This is a genomic window from Citrobacter sedlakii NBRC 105722 (assembly GCF_000759835.1).
GTDB classification, from domain to species: domain Bacteria; phylum Pseudomonadota; class Gammaproteobacteria; order Enterobacterales; family Enterobacteriaceae; genus Citrobacter_A; species Citrobacter_A sedlakii.
In genome coordinates this window covers 113,496-133,142 of the sequence record NZ_BBNB01000007.1, presented here as the reverse complement: position 1 = coordinate 133,142, position 19,647 = coordinate 113,496, and the positions used below count along the sequence as shown (strand labels likewise).

At 54.9% G+C, this 19,647-nt stretch carries 16 protein-coding genes; 6 read left to right on the top strand and 10 right to left on the bottom strand.

The window, feature by feature from the left end; all coding sequences use genetic code 11:
* The first annotated feature begins 113 nt into the window (after positions 1-113).
* From ldtD to CSE01S_RS11035, 3 genes are all read left to right on the top strand, one after another.
* A complete protein-coding gene (ldtD, locus tag CSE01S_RS11045) occupies positions 114-1,964 on the top strand; it encodes a L,D-transpeptidase (protein ID WP_042288088.1) in 1,851 nt (616 codons plus the stop codon).
* A gap of 178 nt (positions 1,965-2,142) precedes the next feature.
* Positions 2,143-2,691 carry a peptidoglycan L,D-endopeptidase MepK gene (gene mepK, locus CSE01S_RS11040; RefSeq protein ID WP_042288084.1) on the top strand — a complete coding sequence of 183 codons (549 nt, stop codon included), beginning with the start codon at positions 2,143-2,145 and terminating at the stop codon, positions 2,689-2,691.
* Between the two features lie 19 nt (positions 2,692-2,710).
* Complete coding sequence (locus tag CSE01S_RS11035) at positions 2,711-3,358, top strand: MBL fold metallo-hydrolase (protein WP_042288081.1); 648 nt, start codon at positions 2,711-2,713, stop codon at positions 3,356-3,358.
* An 84-nt stretch (positions 3,359-3,442) separates the two neighbouring features.
* On the opposite strand, the gene aspC is transcribed toward CSE01S_RS11035, so the two are convergent.
* The 4 genes from aspC to pncB form a co-directional block, all read right to left on the bottom strand.
* A complete protein-coding gene (aspC, locus tag CSE01S_RS11030) occupies positions 3,443-4,633 on the bottom strand; it encodes an aspartate transaminase (RefSeq protein WP_042288078.1) in 1,191 nt (396 codons plus the stop codon).
* A gap of 183 nt (positions 4,634-4,816) precedes the next feature.
* A complete protein-coding gene (ompF, locus tag CSE01S_RS11025; protein ID WP_042288074.1) occupies positions 4,817-5,932 on the bottom strand; it encodes a porin OmpF in 1,116 nt (371 codons plus the stop codon).
* 599 nt (positions 5,933-6,531) lie between these two features.
* Positions 6,532-7,932 carry an asparagine--tRNA ligase gene (asnS, locus tag CSE01S_RS11020; protein ID WP_042288071.1) on the bottom strand — a complete coding sequence of 467 codons (1,401 nt, stop codon included), beginning with the start codon at positions 7,930-7,932 and terminating at the stop codon, positions 6,532-6,534.
* Positions 7,933-8,093: 161 nt separating this feature from the next.
* Positions 8,094-9,296, bottom strand: a complete 1,203-nt coding sequence (pncB, locus tag CSE01S_RS11015; RefSeq protein ID WP_042288068.1) for a nicotinate phosphoribosyltransferase — start codon at positions 9,294-9,296, stop codon at positions 8,094-8,096.
* A 266-nt stretch (positions 9,297-9,562) separates the two neighbouring features.
* Here pncB and pepN point away from each other — a divergent pair, with 266 nt between their 5' ends.
* Positions 9,563-12,175, top strand: coding sequence for an aminopeptidase N (pepN, locus tag CSE01S_RS11010; RefSeq protein ID WP_042288065.1), 2,613 nt, complete (start codon positions 9,563-9,565; stop codon positions 12,173-12,175).
* A gap of 98 nt (positions 12,176-12,273) precedes the next feature.
* Here the strand turns inward: pepN and ssuB are convergent, their stop codons facing one another.
* Genes ssuB through ssuE form a run of 5 tightly spaced genes read right to left on the bottom strand, consistent with a single transcriptional unit; the run spans position 12,274 to position 16,519 of the window.
* A complete protein-coding gene (ssuB, locus tag CSE01S_RS11005) occupies positions 12,274-13,041 on the bottom strand; it encodes an aliphatic sulfonates ABC transporter ATP-binding protein (RefSeq protein ID WP_042288061.1) in 768 nt (255 codons plus the stop codon).
* On the bottom strand, positions 13,038-13,829 hold the full coding sequence (gene ssuC / locus CSE01S_RS11000; RefSeq protein WP_042288057.1) for an aliphatic sulfonate ABC transporter permease SsuC: 792 nt from the start codon (positions 13,827-13,829) through the stop codon (positions 13,038-13,040). The genes ssuB and ssuC overlap by 4 nt, the downstream gene beginning before the upstream one ends.
* An 11-nt stretch (positions 13,830-13,840) precedes the next feature.
* Positions 13,841-14,986, bottom strand: coding sequence for an FMNH2-dependent alkanesulfonate monooxygenase (ssuD, locus tag CSE01S_RS10995; RefSeq protein WP_042288054.1), 1,146 nt, complete (start codon positions 14,984-14,986; stop codon positions 13,841-13,843).
* Complete coding sequence (locus tag CSE01S_RS10990; protein WP_042288051.1) at positions 14,983-15,951, bottom strand: sulfonate ABC transporter substrate-binding protein; 969 nt, start codon at positions 15,949-15,951, stop codon at positions 14,983-14,985. The genes ssuD and CSE01S_RS10990 overlap by 4 nt, the downstream gene beginning before the upstream one ends.
* Positions 15,944-16,519: an NADPH-dependent FMN reductase gene (ssuE, locus tag CSE01S_RS10985; protein ID WP_042288049.1), complete on the bottom strand. Its 576-nt coding sequence runs from the start codon at positions 16,517-16,519 to the stop codon at positions 15,944-15,946. The genes CSE01S_RS10990 and ssuE overlap by 8 nt, the downstream gene beginning before the upstream one ends.
* Before the next feature lie 242 nt (positions 16,520-16,761).
* Between ssuE and pyrD the strand changes: the two genes are divergently transcribed.
* Positions 16,762-17,772 carry a quinone-dependent dihydroorotate dehydrogenase gene (pyrD, locus tag CSE01S_RS10980; protein WP_042288046.1) on the top strand — a complete coding sequence of 337 codons (1,011 nt, stop codon included), beginning with the start codon at positions 16,762-16,764 and terminating at the stop codon, positions 17,770-17,772.
* A gap of 179 nt (positions 17,773-17,951) precedes the next feature.
* A complete protein-coding gene (gene zapC, locus CSE01S_RS10975; protein WP_042288043.1) occupies positions 17,952-18,494 on the top strand; it encodes a cell division protein ZapC in 543 nt (180 codons plus the stop codon).
* Here the strand turns inward: zapC and CSE01S_RS10970 are convergent.
* Complete coding sequence (locus CSE01S_RS10970; RefSeq protein WP_042288040.1) at positions 18,491-19,600, bottom strand: YcbX family protein; 1,110 nt, start codon at positions 19,598-19,600, stop codon at positions 18,491-18,493. The genes zapC and CSE01S_RS10970 overlap by 4 nt on opposite strands.
* Between the last annotated feature and the right edge of the window lie 47 nt (positions 19,601-19,647).

Genomic DNA, 19,647 nt, shown 5'->3' with positions numbered 1-19,647 from the left:
GAGTTATCTTTAAATTCCTTTACATAAGGTTAGGTAAACGCCTGTCAGCCTTTCTATAATAGGAAAAAGCCCCGGATGTGCGGGCATGTCGTATAGCAACCAGGGGGCAAGGGATGTTGCTTAATCAATTTGGTGGTCGTCGGCTTTCGGCATTCAGTTTGTGCCTGGCTGTAACATTCGCTCCACACTTCAATGTTCAGGCTGATGAGCCTGAGGTTATCGCTGGCGGCAGTCCTGTCGTCGCCAATGAACAAAGTCTCGCTCAGCCGCAGGCGCAGTCCGCCGCAACGGCTGTGATGGCGGGTCTCCAGCCCCTTCCTGAAGGCGCGGCGGAAAAAGCGCGCGCGGAGCTTCAGTCCCGGTTGCCTGCGGGGTACACCCCTGTCTATATGAATCAACTGGAACTGCTGTATGCGGCGCGTGATATGCGGCCGATGTGGGAGAACCGTGATGCGGTGAAAGCCTTCCAGCAGCAACTGGCTGAGGTGGCGATCGCGGGCTTCCAGCCACAGTTCACCCACTGGGTGGCGCTACTCACCGATCCGTCCGTCAGCGGATTAACGCGCGATGTCGTTCTGTCTGACGCGATGATGGGGTACCTGCACTTTATCGCCAATATTCCGGTCAAAGGCAACCGCTGGCTCTACAGCAGCAAGCCGTACGCAATGACGACGCCGCCGCTGTCGGTGATTAACCAGTGGCAGGTCGCGATGGATAACGGTCAACTGCCTGCTTTTATCGCCGGGCTGGCGCCGCAACATCCGCAATACGCGTCGATGCATGCGTCGCTGCTGGAGTTGGTCAGCGATTCCCGTCCATGGCCGCAGTTGACCGGGAAAGCGACGCTGCGGCCGGGACAGTGGAGTAATGATGTTCCGGCGCTGCGCGAAATCCTCCAGCGTACCGGGATGCTGGAAGGAGGACCGAAGATCGCGCTACCCGGCGATGAAACGCCATCAGAGGCAGTGGTCAGTCCGTCAGCCGTCGCCGTTGACGCACCCGACGCGAAGTCCTCGCCGCAGAGCGCGCCGCGCAGCAAGCCAGCGCCAGCCGTACGCGCGGCTTATGATAAAGAGCTTGTCGCGGCGGTCAAACGCTTCCAGACCTGGCAGGGACTGGGCGCGGACGGGGCGATTGGCCCTGCGACCCGCGACTGGCTGAACGTCACCCCGGCACAGCGCGCAGGGGTGCTGGCATTGAACATCCAGCGTCTGCGCTTACTTCCGGCTGACCTGTCGACGGGGATCATGGTTAATATCCCGGCCTACTCGTTGGTTTATTATCAGAACGGCAACCAGGTGCTGGCGTCGAGGGTTATCGTAGGGCGTCCCGATCGTAAAACGCCGATGATGAGCAGCGCCCTGAATAATGTGGTGGTCAACCCGCCGTGGAATGTCCCGCCGACGCTGGCGAGAAAAGACATTCTGCCGAAGGTCTGGAATGACCCGGGCTATCTGGAACGTCACGGCTATACGGTGATGCGCGGCTGGAACAGCAGGGAGGCGATTGACCCGTGGCAGGTCGACTGGTCCACCATTACGCCGTCGAATCTGCCGTTTCGTTTCCAGCAGGCGCCCGGCGCGCATAACTCGCTGGGACGGTATAAATTTAACATGCCCAGTTCAGATGCTATTTATTTGCATGATACGCCGAACCATAATCTGTTCAAACGGGACTCCCGGGCGTTAAGCTCCGGCTGCGTGCGCGTAAACAAGGCCTCTGAGCTTGCCAATATGTTGCTACAGGATGCTGGCTGGAATAATACCCGCATCTCTGACGCTCTGAAGCAGGGGGATACCCGCTACGTCAATATTCGCCAGACGATTCCGGTCAATCTTTATTATCTGACCGCGTTCGTGGGAGCCGATGGACGAACGGAATATCGCACAGATATTTACAATTATGACCAGATAGCGCGATCCAGCGCACAAATTGTGGCAAAAGCGGAACAATTAATCAGGTAAATGAAGAAGTTCTGATAAATCTGTTGTCGTAATATTTGGCAGTCACGGGGCTATCCGGCCAGAAGCCCCGCCACTGCTGGGCTTGGGCCATCTTGACGGCGGCTTTTTTGCCAGTTAAGGTGCCCTTCGTGCGCTAAAGCATATTGTTGATGACCTTTTACCTGTAGACCTTATTACCATGGACAATTTTGACGCTAATCGCCGCAAACTGCTGGCGTTAGGTGGTGCTGCCCTGGGAGCTGCCATCTTGCCCGTGCCTGCGTTTGCCACTCTCTCTACCCCGCGTCCGCGTATTTTGACTCTCAATAATCTTCATACCGGTGAGTCAATCAAAGCGGAATTTTTTGATGGCAGAGCTTACATTCAGGATGAATTAGCCAAACTTAACCATTTTTTCCGCGACTACCGCGCAAACAAGGTGAAGTCCATCGATCCAGGACTGTTTGACCAGCTTTTCCGCCTGCAGGGGCTACTCGGCTCCCGTAAACCCGTCCAGTTGATTTCCGGTTATCGTTCGCTCGATACCAATAATGAATTGCGCGCCCACAGTCGTGGAGTCGCTAAAAAAAGCTACCACACCAAAGGCCAGGCAATGGATTTCCATATTGAAGGCGTTTCGTTAAGCAATATTCGCAAAGCCGCGTTATCTATGCGCGCTGGTGGTGTAGGATACTACCCACGCAGTAACTTTGTGCATATTGACACCGGTCCCGTACGGCACTGGTGATTAACGAAACAGGGGAAGTATGAACTATCGTATTATTCCGGTCACCGCGTTCTCCCAGAACTGTTCCTTGATCTGGTGTGAGCAAACCCGTCTGGCAGCGCTGGTCGATCCTGGTGGCGATGCCGGGAAAATCAAACAGGAAGTGGACGCCAGCGGTGTAACGCTGATGCAGATCCTGCTCACTCACGGACATCTCGATCACGTGGGAGCGGCGGCAGAGCTGGCGCAGCACTACGGCGTCCCGATTATCGGTCCGGAAAAAGAAGATCAGTTCTGGCTTGAGGGACTGCCTGCCCAGAGTCGCATGTTCGGCCTCGACGAGTGTCAGCCTTTGACGCCTGACCGCTGGTTGAATGAAGGAGAGACTGTCAGCGTAGGGAATGTGACTTTACAGGTGTTACATTGCCCGGGCCACACGCCAGGACACATCGTCTTTTTTGATGAATCGTCTCAGTTGCTCATATCCGGGGACGTGATTTTCAAAGGCGGGGTGGGGCGCAGCGATTTTCCACGCGGTGACCATAGTCAGTTAATTGACTCCATTAAGCGTAAGCTGCTGCCGTTAGGCGATGAGGTGACCTTTATTCCGGGGCATGGGCCGCTGTCGACGCTGGGGTACGAACGTCTGCATAATCCTTTCCTCCAGGATGAAATGCCTGTCTGGTAACGGTATGTAGCCAGGCTCCAGGCCGGTGTCACGCGCCAGTAAAAAAGCCCGCTGTTTCAGCGGGCTTTCTGTTTTCCGGGTCGCTTACAGAACCGCGACAATGGCTTCGCACAGCGGCGCCATGTTGTCTGGCGTCATTCCGGCAACGTTAACCCGACCGGAGGCGACGGCGTAAACACCGAACTCCTCGCGCAGACGCAGCACCTGTTCCTTGGTCAGGCCGCTGAAGGAGAACATGCCGTTCTGCTTAATAATGAAGCTGAAATCTCGGTTTGCCCCTTTTTCCTGCAGGGTATTCACGAACAGCAGACGCATGCGCTGAATGCGCTGACGCATGTCGGTCAGTTCTTGCTCCCAAATCGCGCGCAGCGCGTCGTTGCTCAGAATGGTGGCGACAACGGAAGCGCCGTGGGCTGGCGGGTTAGAGTAGTTGGCGCGAATGACAGACTTCATCTGGCTGAACGCGCGATCAACGGTTTCCGCATCGGCGGCGACCAACGTACAGGCGCCCACGCGTTCGTTGTACAGACCAAAGTTCTTTGAGTAGGAGCTGGCAACAATCAGCTCCTTATGCAGCGCGGCGAAAGCGCGCAGCCCTTCAGCGTCCTCATCCAGACCACGGGCAAATCCCTGGTATGCGAAGTCAAACAGCGGCAGCCAGCCTTTATCGACAGAAAGCTGAGCCAGCGTTTGCCACTGCTCAAGCGTCGGATCAATGCCGGTTGGGTTGTGGCAGCAGCCGTGGAACAGTACCACATCGCCTGCCTGGGCTTCGCTGAGGCTGTTCAGCAGCGCGTCGAAGTCGAGCGCATGGTTTTCTGCGTCGTAATACGCATACTCACGGACTTCAAGACCCGCAGAGCCAAAGACGCTCTTATGGTTCGGCCAGCTCGGGTTGCTCACCCATACGCGTTTTACCGCCGTGTTTTTCGCCAGGAAGTCTGCCGCGACGCGTAGCGCCCCGGTGCCGCCTGGTGTTTGCGCCGTGCGTGCGCGCTTGTCGTTAATCAGCGCGCTGCCTTTCCCGAACAGCAGCTCCTGGGTGCAACGGCCAAATTCCGGAATACCGTCAATGCCGAGGTAGTTTTTTGTTGTTTCATTTTCGAGTAAATACTGCTCGGCTTTTTTAACGCTGGTCAGCACCGGCGTTTTGCCAGTTTCATCTTTATAGACACCGATCCCGAGGTTAATTTTCCCAGGGCGGTCATCAGCACGAAACAGATCGGCCAGGCCCAGAATAGGGTCGGCAGGAGCGGCGGTAATGTTCTCAAACATGACGAGGTTCCATTGTGGTTACAGAAGGGAATTCCGCTATCAGGTTAACGGGAGATTTACAAAATGCCAACCGTTAGACGTGAAAACTCTCAAGGTTTTGTGAAGTCGCGAGATTCCGCTGACAGGCATAAAAAAACAGGACCGAAGTCCTGTTTTTGAGGCATTTAACAAAGGGGTCTGCTATTAGAACTGGTAAACAATACCGACTGCGACGGTGTCGTCGGAGCCTACGCCCAGTTTGTTGTCAGAATCAATCTGGTTGATGATGTAGTCAACGTAGGTGGACATGTTTTTGTTGAAGTAGTAAGTGGCGCCAACTTCCACGTAGTTCACCAGATCTTCATTACCAATACCTTCTACGTCTTTCGCTTTAGATTTGGTGTAGGCGATGGACGGACGCAGACCAAAGTCGAACTGGTACTGTGCGACTAACAGGATGTCCTGGGTTTTGTTAGCAAAACCGCCGCTAATTGGCGTTGCGTTACGGGTTTCACCGTAGTTTGCCGCCAGATAGAGGTTGTTCGCATCATATTTCAGACCGGTTGCCCACTGCTCAGCTTTATCACCCTGGCCACGCAAAGCCGGGTTAGTCTGCGCATTGGTACGATCGGCGGAGCCGTAAGCACCGACGATGCCGAAGCCTTCGAACTCATAGCTCAGAGAGCCACCCCAGCCGTCGCCGTTAGAACGACGCACGTCGCTGAAGTTGTTGTCATCGCCGTCAACCTCATAGGTGCTTGCGCGCTCATTTTTGCCCAGGTACTGAACGCCGAAGTTCAGGCCTTCAACCAGACCAAAGAAGTTGGAGTTACGGTAAGTCGCAACGCCGCCCACGCGACCCACAAAGAAGTTATCGCTGTAGGCGGTATCGCCGCCAAATTCAGGCAGCATATCAGTGTAGCCCAGCGCATCGTAAACGATACCGTAGTTACGACCGTAGTCGAAGGAGCCCGCGTCGCCGAATTTCAGACCCGCGAACGCCAGACGGGTTTTGTTGCCGCTCTGCGCGTCAGAACCCCCTTCAGAGTTGTTACCCTGGAATTGATACTCCCACTGACCGTAACCGGTCAGTTGGTCATTAATCTGTGTTTCCCCTTTGAAACCAAGACGGGCATAGGTCTGGTCGCCATCGCCACCGTAGCTGTTCTCACCGTTGCCTTTAGAAAAATAATGCAGACCTACCGCTTTACCGTACAGATCCAGTTTGTTGCCGTCTTTGTTATAGACTTCTGCAGCGTTTGCCGCACCGGCAGCCAGCAGGGCAGGGATCACCACTGCCAGAATATTGCGCTTCATCATTATTTATTACCCTCATTGGTTTTTTTATGACACCTGCCACTGCCGCCAATAATTTCTGTAAATAAAAATTTACGGAACTATTGATGAGAGTTTGGTGTCTTTATGTGTCTGACAGGCATCTTTCCATTCAAACCAGCGTTCCGCTACCGTCAAAGTGCTACAAAGATAAAGATTTGGTTTCAAAAAGAAAAAATATGTAACTATATGTTTCATTTTTGGAACTTTGTGAACGATATCAAGTTTCGAACCTGTTTCCGCTTCAAATATCGGCAGTCATATCTATATATATGATTTTCTTATCTTTAATTCAGATAAGTGTAAAAAATCGAACAGAAAATCAGCACCTTTGTTTTCGCGTATGCCGTGTTGTAGCCGTCTGGAATGCTGTGCAATTGTTTAAAAAAAGTACTAATGGATGAGAATAAACTAATCCGTAGTGATATCAGGGATTTTGGTTTGTATGAAATATGACGCTGAAATATGACGTAACAGGACGGAAGGGGAAGGCGGTTGATCTTTACATTGCTGCCAAATTATTCACAGAAACTGACAGTTGATATCATAAAAAGGCCAGCAGCGCTGGCCTTTTGACGTCGAGATTAGAAACTCGCGTTGCGCGGTGTGCGTGGGAACGGGATCACGTCACGTACGTTCTGCACCCCGGTGACGTAGGCGATCAGACGTTCGAAGCCGAGGCCAAAGCCAGAATGCGGAACCGTACCGTAGCGACGCAGATCGCGATACCACCAGTAATCTTCTTTATTCAGGCCCATTTCCAGCATTCGGGCATCCAGTACATCCAGACGTTCTTCACGCTGGGAGCCACCGATAATCTCGCCAATGCCCGGCGCCAGAACATCCATCGCGGCAACGGTTTTCCCGTCGTCGTTAAGGCGCATATAGAACGCTTTAATGTCCTTCGGATAGTTTTTCACCACGACCGGCGCTTTAAAGTGCTCTTCCGCCAGATAACGCTCATGCTCCGAGGAGAGATCGACGCCCCAGTACACCGGGTTCTCAAATTTCTTACCGCAGTTTTCCAGGATCGTGACCGCATCGGTGTAGTCCACCTGGGCGAAGTCAGCTTCAATGAAGCGTTCCAGACGTGAAATCGCTTCTTTGTCTACGCGCTCCGCGAAGAACTTCATGTCGTCCGCACGTTCAGTCAGCACTGCATTGAAGGCATATTTCAGCATGGCTTCCGCCAGTCCGGCGACGTCGTTCAGGTTAGCAAACGCGACTTCCGGCTCCAGCATCCAGAACTCAGCCAGGTGACGGCTGGTGTTGGAATTTTCGGCACGGAAGGTCGGGCCGAAGGTGTAGATCTTCGACAGTGCGCAGGCGTAAGTTTCGCCGTTCAACTGGCCGGATACGGTCAGGAATGACTCTTTACCAAAGAAGTCTTTATCGAAATCGACTTTGCCCTGCTCGTTACGCGGCAGGTTTTCCAGATCCAGCGTCGACACACGGAACATTTCGCCCGCGCCTTCGGTATCGGACGCGGTAATAAGGGGAGTGGACACCCAGAAGAAGCCCTGTTCGTCGAAGAAACGATGCAGCGCCTGCGCCAGGGTATGGCGAACGCGGGCGACCGCGCCAATCATGTTGGTGCGCGGACGCAGATGCGCCACTTCACGCAGGTATTCAATGCTGTGGCGCTTCGCCGCCATCGGGTAGGTGTCCGGATCTTCCACCCAACCGGTGACTTCCACGTTCGTCGCCTGAATCTCGAAACTTTGCCCTTGTCCCGGTGAGGCCACTACCTTACCCGTAACGATAACCGAGCAACCGGTGGTCAGACGCAGCACTTCTTCATTGTAATTGGGCAGAGAATGATTAATGACGGCCTGTACAGGATCAAAGCAGGAACCGTCATAAACGGCGAGGAAGGAGATGCCAGCTTTTGAATCTCGGCGGGTACGTACCCATCCGCGCACGGTGACTTCGCTGTCAACGTCTACGCGGCCCTGGAGTACGTCGGCTACAGGCACAACGCTCATAATATTCTCTCTGTTAGTAGTCCAATATAAAAACACGTCCCCGAAACGGGGGAATACCTATGTTACCTGGCATCTGCCATCAGACAAGCAGAATTCGTTAGCAAATAAGAAGATTTCGGAAATAAACGTGAAAAGGGAGCCGTAGCGGCTCCCTTAAGCTGTTAACTGGCTTTTTTGATATGCGGTAAATCGAAGGCTTTGCGCAACGCGCGAACAAACGCTTTGTCGTGACAAATGGTTTTTCCTGGGCTGTCGGACAGCTTGGCAACGGGCTTGCCGTTACACTCCACCAGCTTGATAACAATGTTCAGCGGCTTAACCTGCGGAATATCGCAGGTCAGGCGCGTACCGATGCCGAAGCTCAGCCGCACCCGTGAAGAGAAGTGGCGATACAGATCGACCGCTTTGCGCAGATCGAGATTATCAGAAAAGACCAGGGTTTTACTCTGCGGGTCGATGCCCAGTTTTTCATAGTGGGCGATAGCTTTCTCACCCCATTCCACCGGATCGCCGGAGTCATGCCGCAACCCCTGATAACGACTGGCGAACTCGACGCCGAAGTCGCGCAAGAACGCATCCATGGTAATGCAGTCGGTCAGGGCGATCCCCAACTGGTCAGGGTATTCATGCAACCACGCTGCGAGCGCCGCACGCTGACTGGTCGCCAGTTCCGGGCTGATTTGCTGATGCGCCTGAAACCATTCGTGGGCCTGGGTTCCCATCGGCGTCAGGGAGAGACGACGAGCGAGATCGTAGTTGCTGGTGCCGACAAACCACGGCTCCTGCTGCAGGCGCTGGACAATGGCCTGCTGCACTTCGCGGGAAAAACGGCGGCGGGTGCCGAAATCCATCAGGTGGAAGTGAGACATATCGAGATCGGCGGTTAACGCAGAGAAATCGACAAGTTTACTTTCGAGCGTATCAAGCGCCTGAGAGACGCCCGCTTCCGGAGAACGATAACGATGCACCAGCTCGCTTATCACCGCCAGCAGGGGAACTTCCCACATGATGACTTCACGCCACGGGCCGGTTAAGCGGATATTGAGCTTACCGTTATCATTGCTGACCGAGACCTGCTCCGGGTTATAGCGAAAATCGCGCAACCAGTTCAGGTAATCCGCTTTGAAGAAAGGCAGTCCAGAGAGCCACTGATGCTCATCTTCCTGAAGGCGAAGATGCTGCATGGCGTTGACCTGCTCGCGAATGGCGTCAGCATAAATACCCAGCAGATCGTCGCCACGGCAACGAAATTCCGCCGCTACCTGCACATCATAGTAGTGGTGATATACGGCTTGCTGCATATGCAACTTATAAGCGTCTGTATCCAGCAACGAGTGCAGAACAGAAGAAGCGAATTGTGTCATAGGTGCGCAGTAGCATCCTCTCACGGGAGCGTTTAGTACAATAAACAACTAAGAAAACCGCTGGAGTATACCTTGTTTAGCGATTTATTGAACCCCGATCACACCATAAGCTGACTTTCGGGTCGAGTGCATTTCGTGCCTCGTGTTATAAAAATGTAGCAACAAGAGGCTTTGTGCCTGAAAAGATGAACATTCTGCGTAGCGCGATTTGCGCAACAGGAATAGACTGGAGTCGAGACTCTATAAAAGATGCGAAAGGTTTTTTTATGACACAACAGCCACAAGCCAAATACCGCCACGACTACCGTGCGCCGGATTACCAGATTACTGATATTGACTTGACCTTTGACCTGGATGCTGAAAAAACCCTGGTCACGGCAGTGAGCCAGGCTGTTCGTCATGGCGCATCCGATGCTCCGCTTAAACTCGATGGCGAAGCGCTGACGCTGATCTCCGTCCATGTTAACGATGAACCGTGGACGGACTATAAAGAAGACGAGGGCCAACTGGTCCTCAGCAATTTGCCCGAGCGTTTTACCCTGCGCATTGTTAATGCGATCAGCCCCGCGGCAAATACCGCGCTGGAAGGGCTGTACCAGTCCGGCGACGCGCTGTGTACCCAGTGCGAAGCGGAAGGCTTTCGCCATATCACCTGGTATCTCGACAGACCAGACGTGCTGGCGCGCTTTACCACCAAAATTATCGCCGATAAAGCCAAATATCCGTTCCTGCTGTCTAACGGCAACCGCGTTGCAGAGGGCGACCTGGATAACGGTCGCCACTGGGTTCAGTGGCAGGATCCGTTCCCGAAACCGTGCTACCTGTTTGCGCTGGTGGCTGGCGATTTCGACGTGCTGCGCGATACGTTTACCACCCGTTCAGGCCGGGAAGTGGCGCTGGAATTGTACGTTGACCGCGGCAATCTGGACCGCGCGCCATGGGCGATGACTTCGCTGCAAAACTCCATGAAGTGGGACGAAGAGCGCTTTGGTCTGGAATACGATCTCGACATTTATATGATTGTCGCTGTCGACTTCTTTAATATGGGCGCGATGGAGAACAAAGGCCTCAACATTTTTAACTCCAAATACGTGCTGGCGCGAACCGACACCGCCACCGACAAAGACTACCTCGATATTGAACGGGTGATCGGTCATGAATATTTCCACAACTGGACCGGTAACCGCGTCACCTGCCGCGACTGGTTCCAGTTGAGCCTGAAAGAAGGCTTAACTGTGTTCCGCGACCAGGAGTTCAGCTCCGATCTCGGTTCCCGCGCGGTAAATCGCATTAGTAACGTGCGTACGATGCGTGGGTTACAGTTTGCGGAGGACGCCAGTCCGATGGCGCACCCCATCCGCCCGGACAAAGTCATCGAGATGAATAACTTCTATACCCTGACGGTTTATGAAAAGGGGGCGGAAGTGATCCGTATGATCCACACGCTGCTGGGAGAAGAAAACTTCCAGAAGGGAATGCAGCTCTATTTTGAGCGTCATGACGGCAGCGCCGCTACCTGCGACGACTTTGTCCAGGCGATGGAGGACGCGTCCAATATCGATCTCTCCCATTTCCGTCGCTGGTACAGCCAGTCCGGCACCCCGATTGTGACGGTTAAAGATGACTACAATCCGGAAACCGAACAGTACACGCTGACCATCAGCCAGCGCACGCCACCTACGCCGGATCAGGCGGAAAAACTGCCGCTGCACATCCCGTTTGCCATCGAATTGTATGACAACGAAGGTAAGGTGATCCCGCTGCGCAAGGGGGGCCATCCGGTGAATCCGGTGCTCAACGTCACGCAGGCGGAACAAACGTTTGTTTTTGATAACGTCTATTTCCAGCCCGTTCCGGCGCTGCTGTGCGAGTTTTCCGCGCCGGTGAAACTGGAATATAAATGGAGCGATCAGCAGCTGACCTTCCTGATGCGTCACGCGCGTAACGACTTTTCGCGCTGGGATGCGGCGCAGAGCCTGCTGGCGACCTGGATCAAACTGAACGTCGCGCGCGTTCAGCAGGGGCAACCGCTCTCGCTGCCGGTGCATGTTGCCGACGCCTTCCGCGCGGTGCTGCTGGATGAGACGATTGATCCGGCGCTGGCGGCGGAAATTTTGACGCTGCCTTCCGCAAATGAAATGGCTGAACTGTTTGAGATTATCGACCCGCTGGCGATTGCCCAGGTACGCGAAGCCCTGACCCGGACGCTGGCGACAGAACTGGCAGATGAATTCCTCGCGATCTATAACGCGAATCATCTGGACACGTATCGTGTGGAGCACGGGGATATCGGTAAGCGCACCTTACGCAATATCTGCCTGCGTTTCCTCGCCTTTGGCGAAACGCAGCTTGCCGATACGCTGGTGAGCAAGCAATACCATACATCCAACAATATGACCGATGCGCTGGCCGCGCTCTCTGCAGCGGTGGCCGCACAGCTACCGTGCCGCGACGCGCTGATGCAGGAGTATGATGATAAGTGGCATCAGGATGGCCTGGTGATGGATAAATGGTTTATCCTGCAATCCACCAGCCCTGCGGAAAATGTGCTGGAAACGGTGCGCGGCTTGCTGAAGCACCGTTCGTTCAGTATGAGCAACCCGAACCGCGTGCGTTCGCTGATTGGCGCCTTCGCAGGCAGTAATCCGGCGGCTTTCCACGCCGAGGACGGCAGTGGCTACCAGTTCCTGGTTGACATGTTAACCGAGCTGAACAGCCGTAACCCGCAGGTGGCGTCGCGGCTGATAGAACCGCTGATTCGTCTGAAGCGTTATGACCAGCCGCGCCAGGAAAAAATGCGCGCCGCGCTTGAACAGTTAAAAGGGCTGGAGAATCTGTCCGGCGATCTGTTCGAGAAGATCGCGAAAGCGCTTGCCTGATGCGTCGACCTGCCGTTTCTTAGGGGCGATAAATAATCAGCGCCACCGGGTAATTTACCGGGTGGCGCTGATTTGACCAGGCGACAGCATGCGGTTAATCAGCCATGCCGACGCACCGGTTGCGTCGTTTCGCCTCGCTGCATCACCCGTTGCAGCACCTCCGTTTCCAGCTCCGCTAAACGCACGGACCCCCGACGACGTGGTCGCGCAATATCCACCGTAAGATCCAACCCGATCTTGCCCGCTTCGATCAGCAGTACGCGATCGGCCATTGCCACAGCCTCGCTGACGTCGTGGGTCACCAGCAGCACCGTGAAGCCATGTTCCTGCCACAGTGATACGATAAGATCCTGCATTTCCAGTCGGGTCAGCGCATCCAGCGCCCCGAGCGGCTCGTCAAGTAACAGCAACCCGGGACGATGGATAAGCGCGCGTGCCAGCGCCACTCGCTGCTTTTGTCCACCGGAAAGCGCTGCGGGCCATTCCTCCGCCCGGTTTTCCAGCCCTACTGCAGACAGCGCCTGACGTGCGGCGTTCCGCCAGCCGCTTTTCAGTCCCAGACCGACATTATCCATCACCGACTTCCACGGCAACAGGCGCGCATCCTGAAACATCATGCGGATGTCCCCCTGCATCTCCGTCAGCGGCGTAGTACCTGCCAGTAACGCGCCGTCGGTGGGCGCCTCCAGCCCGGCGAGCAAGCGCAGCAGCGTGCTTTTACCGCCACCGCTACGTCCGACCACCGCGACAAACTGACCGGCCGGAATATGCAGATCCAACCCGTTCAGCACCGTGTTTCGCGCATATCGCTTTGTCACCGCATTCAGCAGGAGCGGCGTACCCTGGTTCAGTCGGGCGGTATTCATACAGCGGCCTTTTTCAATTGATAAGCGGGATGCCAGCGCAGCCAGAGGCGCTCCAGCAGTTGCGCGCTGACATCGGCGAGCTTGCCGAGCAGGGCGTAAAGAATAATGGCGACGACGACGATATCCGTTTGCAGAAATTCCCGGGCGTTCATTGCCAGGTAGCCGATACCGGAATTGGCCGAGATGGTCTCTGCCACGATGAGCGTCAGCCACATTAGTCCAAGTGAAAAACGAACCCCAACCATGATCGAGGGCAGGGCGCCGGGTAAAATCACATGCAAAAACAGCGACAAACCGGAAAGCCCATAACTGCGCGCCATCTCCACCAGTCCGCGATCGATATTGCGGATCCCATGCCAGGTGTTGATGTAAATCGGAAACAGCGTACCCAGCGCCACCAGAAAGATCTTCGCGGTTTCGTCAATGCCAAACCACAGGATGACGAGTGGAATTAGCGCCAGATGCGGTACGTTGCGCAACATCTGAATGGACGTATCCAGCAGGCGTTCTCCCCAGTGCGACAGGCCGCTGACCAGGCCCAGCGCCAGGCCGAGCGAACCGCCGATCGAAAAGCCGATCAGCGCGCGCCAGGCGCTGATTGCCAGATGCTGCCAAAGCTCACCACTGGCGGAAAGCGTCCAGAACGCGGCGATCACCCCTTCCGGCGACGGAAAAATGCGACCGGAAAGCCAGCCCAGGGAGGAAGCAAGTTGCCAGACCGCCACAATACCCACCGGCAAAAACCAGGGGGCAGCGTGCAACAATCTTTTTTCAAGGGGCGTAGCCATGTTCATCCTCCTTAGCTTTGGGCGGCTTTACGCGGAATGAAGTCATTCGCCACGGCTTCTCCCTGCAAATGCAGATGCTGCGGCTGCGGAACGTCCGGTATAGCAACGTCAAGGTGCGGGAAGAGTAGTTCGCCGACCTTCCAGGCCTCTTCCAGATGCGGATAGCCAGATAACACAAAACTGTCGATACCCAGCGCGGCATATTCCTGAATACGCGCCGCCACCGTTGGGCCGTCTCCCACCAGCGCTGTGCCTGCGCCGCCACGCACCAGCCCCACGCCTGCCCACAGGTTAGGGCTGATTTCCAGATTATCGCGTTTGCCGTTATGCAGTGACGCCATCCGTTGCTGCCCCACGGAGTCCGTCCTGGCGAAAGCGGCCTGCGCTTTCGCGATGGTTTCGTCATCGAGATGCGCGATCAGCCGGTCCGCCGCGCGCCAGGCCTCTTCGTTGGTTTCGCGCACAATCACATGCAAACGAATACCAAAGCGCAAGGTGCGCCCGCGAGCCGCTGCTTTAGCGCGCACCTGGGCGATTTTCTCTCTTACCTGATCGGGCGGTTCACCCCAGGTCAGATACAGATCAACCTGCTCCGCAGCAAGTTCCTGCGCAATCTCGGAGGAACCGCCAAAATAGAGCGGTGGATACGGTTGCTGAACCGGCGGGAAAAACAGTTTCGCGCCATTTACATGAATATGCTTGCCGTTAAAATCAACCGTTTCACCCTGCAATAACCGTCGCCAGACCTGGGTGAACTCGGCGGAGGCTTCATAGCGCTCGGTGTGATCGAGAAAGACCCCATCGCTCGCCAGTTCCTGTGGATCGCTACCGGTCACCAGGTTGAACAGCGCCCGACCGTTAGAGAGCCGGTCAAGCGTCGCCGCCTGGCGTGCCGCCACCGTGGGCGACGTGACGCTTGGCCGTAATGCCACCAGGAACTTAAGACGCTGGGTGACCGGGATCATCGAGGCGGCGACCAGCCAGGCATCTTCACAGGAACGCCCGGTCGGGATCAGTACGCCAGTGAATCCCAGACGATCGGCCGTCTGCGCGATCTGCTGGAGATAACCGTGATCCACCGGACGAGAACCCTGATCCGTTCCCAGAAAGTGGCCGTCACCGTGAGTCGGTAAAAACCAGAACATATTCAGGCTCATAGCTGTTTTCCTTCCTGTTGAGTGGGTTGCCAGATGCGCTGGCGAATATCAATCTTTTTTGGCACCAGACGGTTGTCGTAAAACAGGTCTGCCGTTTGTTGTTGCAGCGCCGCAACGGCAGCGCTGACCGGGGAAATGGTGGTCGGCGGGCGATGATCGAGATAGGCGGCGATCACCGGTTCCGGTAATCCCATGGTTTTCGCCAGCAAGGTAATGCTTTCCGGGCGTTGCGAAATCGTCAGCGCGTCGGCCTGGCTAAAGGTGTCCAGCACGCCCTGAATAAACACGCCGTTCTTCTCTGCGTAGGGACGTGAGGTGAGATAGAACGAACCGGTTTGTTTCAGGTCGCTACCGTCCTTAAGCACGCGCACGCCACCCTGCAACAGCGCCGCAGAATAGTAAGGATCCCAAATCGCCCAGGCATCTACGTTACCCTGCTGAAAAGCGGCGCGGGCGTCGGCAGGCGTTAGCCACGTTGGCTGGATATCGGTAAATTTCAATCCAGCTTGCTGGAGTGCGCGTAACAGCAGGTTGTGCGAGCTGGAACCTTTCTGAAGCGCCACTTTATGCCCTTTCAGCTCCGCCACCGTCCGGATGGGGCTGGATTCCGGCACCAGTATCACTTCCGCTTTCGGTTTCGCCGGTTCAACGCCGACATAGACCAGATCCGCGCCGGCGGCCTGAGCGAAAATCGGCGGAATATCGCCGGTGCTGCCCAGATCGATACTGCCCACGTTAAGGGCTTCAAGCATCTGCGGTCCGGCCGGGAATTCGACCCAGGAAATACGGGTCTGCGGATAGCGCTTTTCCAGAAGTTGATGACTTTTGGCAAGAACCATACTGATGCTGCCTTTCTGATAACCAATGCGCAGCGCGTCTGGTGACGAAGGCGCAGCGAAGGTTGCGGCTGAAAGCGCCAGCAGGCCGCCGAATGCCAGTAAAGGTTGTTTTAGCAAGTTAAGCATGAGCCGCGCCTCGCTGAACCGTGAAGGCTGGGGCGGGAACCTCGCGGCGATGCAGTGCTTGCCAGAAGGTTTCCAGCGCGTCGTCGAGCCGCAACTGTAAATTGGGGGTGAAGCGGGGGGCATGTTGATACTCAATGATCTGGGTATCGTCGGCAAAGACCCCGTGCAGGATTTCTTGCGCCTTGAGGGCGCTAAGCACCGGCTTTAGCGCATAGTCAACGGCAAGCAGATGCGCAACGGTACCCCCCGTGGCCACAGGTAACACCACTTTGCCTTCCAGCGCCCGCTCCGGAAGCATATCAAGCAGTGTTTTCAGGGCGCCGGAATAGGCTGCTTTATAGACTGGTGTGGCGACGATCAGGCCATCCGCTTGCTTAAGCTGTTCCGTCAGGATGTGCAACGCCGGGCTGTCGAAGCGCGCATATAACAGATCTGCCGGTTCGAAGTTGTGCAGATTCCAGTGCCAAACCTCCACGTCCAGCGCGTTGAGCTTTTCACGGGCGTATTCCAGTAATGCACTGGAGCGAGAGGGGAAGCGTGGGCTTCCCGCCAGAGTGATGACGCGCATAGTTGCCTTCTCCCTTATAACTTAATGTTTGCTTTTAAGTAACATTGATAACATTTTTTGCAGTCTGTCAGAGGAGAGGCGGGAACCGAAATGATTTATGCGGGATAGAAAATGTGAAAAAAGCATAAAAAGGGCACAGCGGGGGAAACGATTGCTTTTTATTGCCGCAGGTCAATTCCCTTTTTGTGCGATATCACCCATAATACGCCCCCGGTCTGCACACCGGGAATCCAGGAGAGTTCATGTACTACCCCTTCGTTCGTAAAGCCCTTTTTCAGCTCGATCCAGAGCGCGCTCATGAATTTACGTTTCAGCAATTACGCCGCATTAAGGGTACGCCTTTTGAAGCGTTAGTCCGCCAGAAAGTACCAGCCAGGCCGGTCACTTGCATGGGGTTAACCTTTAAGAATCCCCTTGGACTGGCTGCCGGTCTGGATAAAGACGGCGAATGTATCGACGCCCTGGGCGCGATGGGGTTTGGTTCGATCGAGATCGGCACCGTTACTCCACGTCCGCAGCCGGGCAACGACAAGCCGCGGCTCTTTCGCCTGGTTGATGCTGAAGGGTTGATCAACCGCATGGGCTTTAATAATCACGGGGTGGATAACCTGGTTGAGAATGTTAAAAAGGCCCATTATGACGGCGTGCTCGGCATTAATATCGGTAAAAATAAAGACACACCGGTCGAGCAGGGTAAAGATGACTATCTGATTTGTATGGAAAAAATCTACGCTTATGCCGGTTACATCGCGATTAATATCTCCTCGCCAAATACACCGGGACTACGTACCTTACAATATGGCGACGCGTTGGACGATCTGCTAAGCGCAATTAAAAATAAACAAAACGATCTGCAAACGATCCATCAAAAATATGTTCCGATCGCCGTCAAGATCGCGCCGGATCTTTCAGAAGACGAACTGATCCAGGTTGCCGACAGTTTAGTTCGCCATAATATTGATGGTGTTATTGCGACCAATACAACACTCGATCGTTCTCTGGTCCAGGGAATGAAAAATTGCGATCAAACGGGCGGTTTAAGTGGTCGTCCGCTGCAATTAAAAAGCACAGAAATTATCCGTCGACTTTCCCAGGAATTAAAAGGCCAACTGCCCATTATTGGCGTAGGTGGGATCGACTCGGTCATCGCCGCCCGCGAGAAGATGGCCGCCGGGGCAACACTGGTACAGATTTATTCCGGTTTTATTTTTAAAGGTCCGCCGCTGATTAAAGAAATCGTTACCCATATTTGATTTTTTTTCCCGCGCTATATCAGAATATCAGACAACCAGGGGTTTATTTCCGCGCTTGGTTGTTTTATATTCTTTCACTGTTGCTTATTTAGACATTTTAAGCTTTGCTTATAAAAGCAATAAGCGAAGCGGCAAAAAGGGACAATTTTGCAACAGGTCAATGGAGAGGGGAGAGAAAAATGCGAATTAAACCTGACGATAACTGGCGCTGGTATTATGACGAAGAGCATGACCGTATGATGCTCGATTTAGCCAATGGCATGTTATTTCGCTCGCGTTTTGCCCGCAAAATGCTCACCCCGGATGCATTTTCGCCGTCTGGTTTCTGCGTCGATGACGCAGCGCTTTACTTCTCCTTTGAAGAAAAATGCCGTGACCTGGAGCTTTCCCGGGAACAAAAAGCGGAACTGGTGCTCAATGCGCTGGTGGCGATTCGTTATCTGAAGCCGCAAATGCCGAAAAGCTGGCACTTTGTGGCGCATAATGATAACTGGTCGCCGACGACAGGCGATACCGCCTGCGTCTGGTTAAGCGATACCCAGGAACAGGTCAATTTGCTGGTGGTGGAACCTGGCGACAACGCCGCGCTGTGCTTACTTGCTCAGCCCGGCGTCGTGGTGGCGGGACGAACGATGCAGCTTGGCGATGCGATAAAGATCATGAACGACAGACTGAAGCCGCAGTTGACCGCCAGCAGCTACAGTCTGGAACAGGCGGTTTAACGCGCCAGCTTCAGCGCGCTTTTTGGCACACAGCTACAGCTCAGAATTGTGCCGTCCGGGCCCAGCGCGGACTTTTTCAGCGGAGTCACTTCGCCTTCCAGCAATGTGATGCGACAGCAGCCGCAAATCCCCGCCCGACAAGAATAGGGTATGCGAATTCCCTGGTTTTCCAGTTGTTCAAGCAGCACCTGCTGATTATTACCCCGAAATGCCTGTCCCTGCCAGTCAATGCTGACCGAGGCGTCTGCCTGCGGCGCGGCGTCGGGGATGTCATCCGTATCGGCCGCGCCATAGACGCGCGCGGGGCCGGTTGACAAAATCTCCACCTCATCGCCGACCCGGACGACGCCGCTGTTTCGGGCGATCAGATTCTGACCGAAATCCACATCGCCATTATCCGACGCGGTGCGGAAGGTCTGAAGCGTCGCCAGCGGTTCACCCGACGGGTGTTTCTGCCCCTTTTCCGGACTGACGGTGGTAAAAATGCAGCGACTGCAGGGTTTCGCCACGTCAAAGATAACGCCGCCGATGCGAATCACTTTCCAGGTGTCCTCTTCCCACGCGCTGGCACCAGAAACCACCAGATTCGGGCGGAACTGTTCAACCTGAACCCCTGCCGGGCAACGCTGCTGAAGATCGCGCAGCGAGGCGTCATTCACCAGCAGATAAGGATAGCCATCGGCAAAGGAGAGTGGGACGCTCGCATGGCGCTTAACCCGGCGGGTGAGTTGAGGCCCGACCCAGCGCAACTGCACGGCGCGGGAAAAGAAGCCGCTCAGCCACTGGTTGATGGCCTCCGGTGCGATGCGGGCGGTAAAATGATTCCCCCATACTTCCGTCGGCGCGTCCTGTGCGGCGAAATCGTTAAACCGGACGATGGCGGAACTGCCATCCGGCGCGGTCAGATGCAGGCCATCATGCAGAGGTGAGGGGGTAAAACGTACCATCTGCGGAAACTGACGGGCGGTAATGAAGGTGCCGTCCGCTTCGGTTATCATAAAAATCCGATCGAAAGCCAGTCCGCTGACGTCTGCCAGTGCATGGGTCAGTCCAATGCCGCGCATGGATTTGACAGGGTGAATGAATAGGCGGGTTAACGTCAGCACGGTACAGTCCCTCGAAAGAAATAAGCCTTCAACTTTATGACATAGGC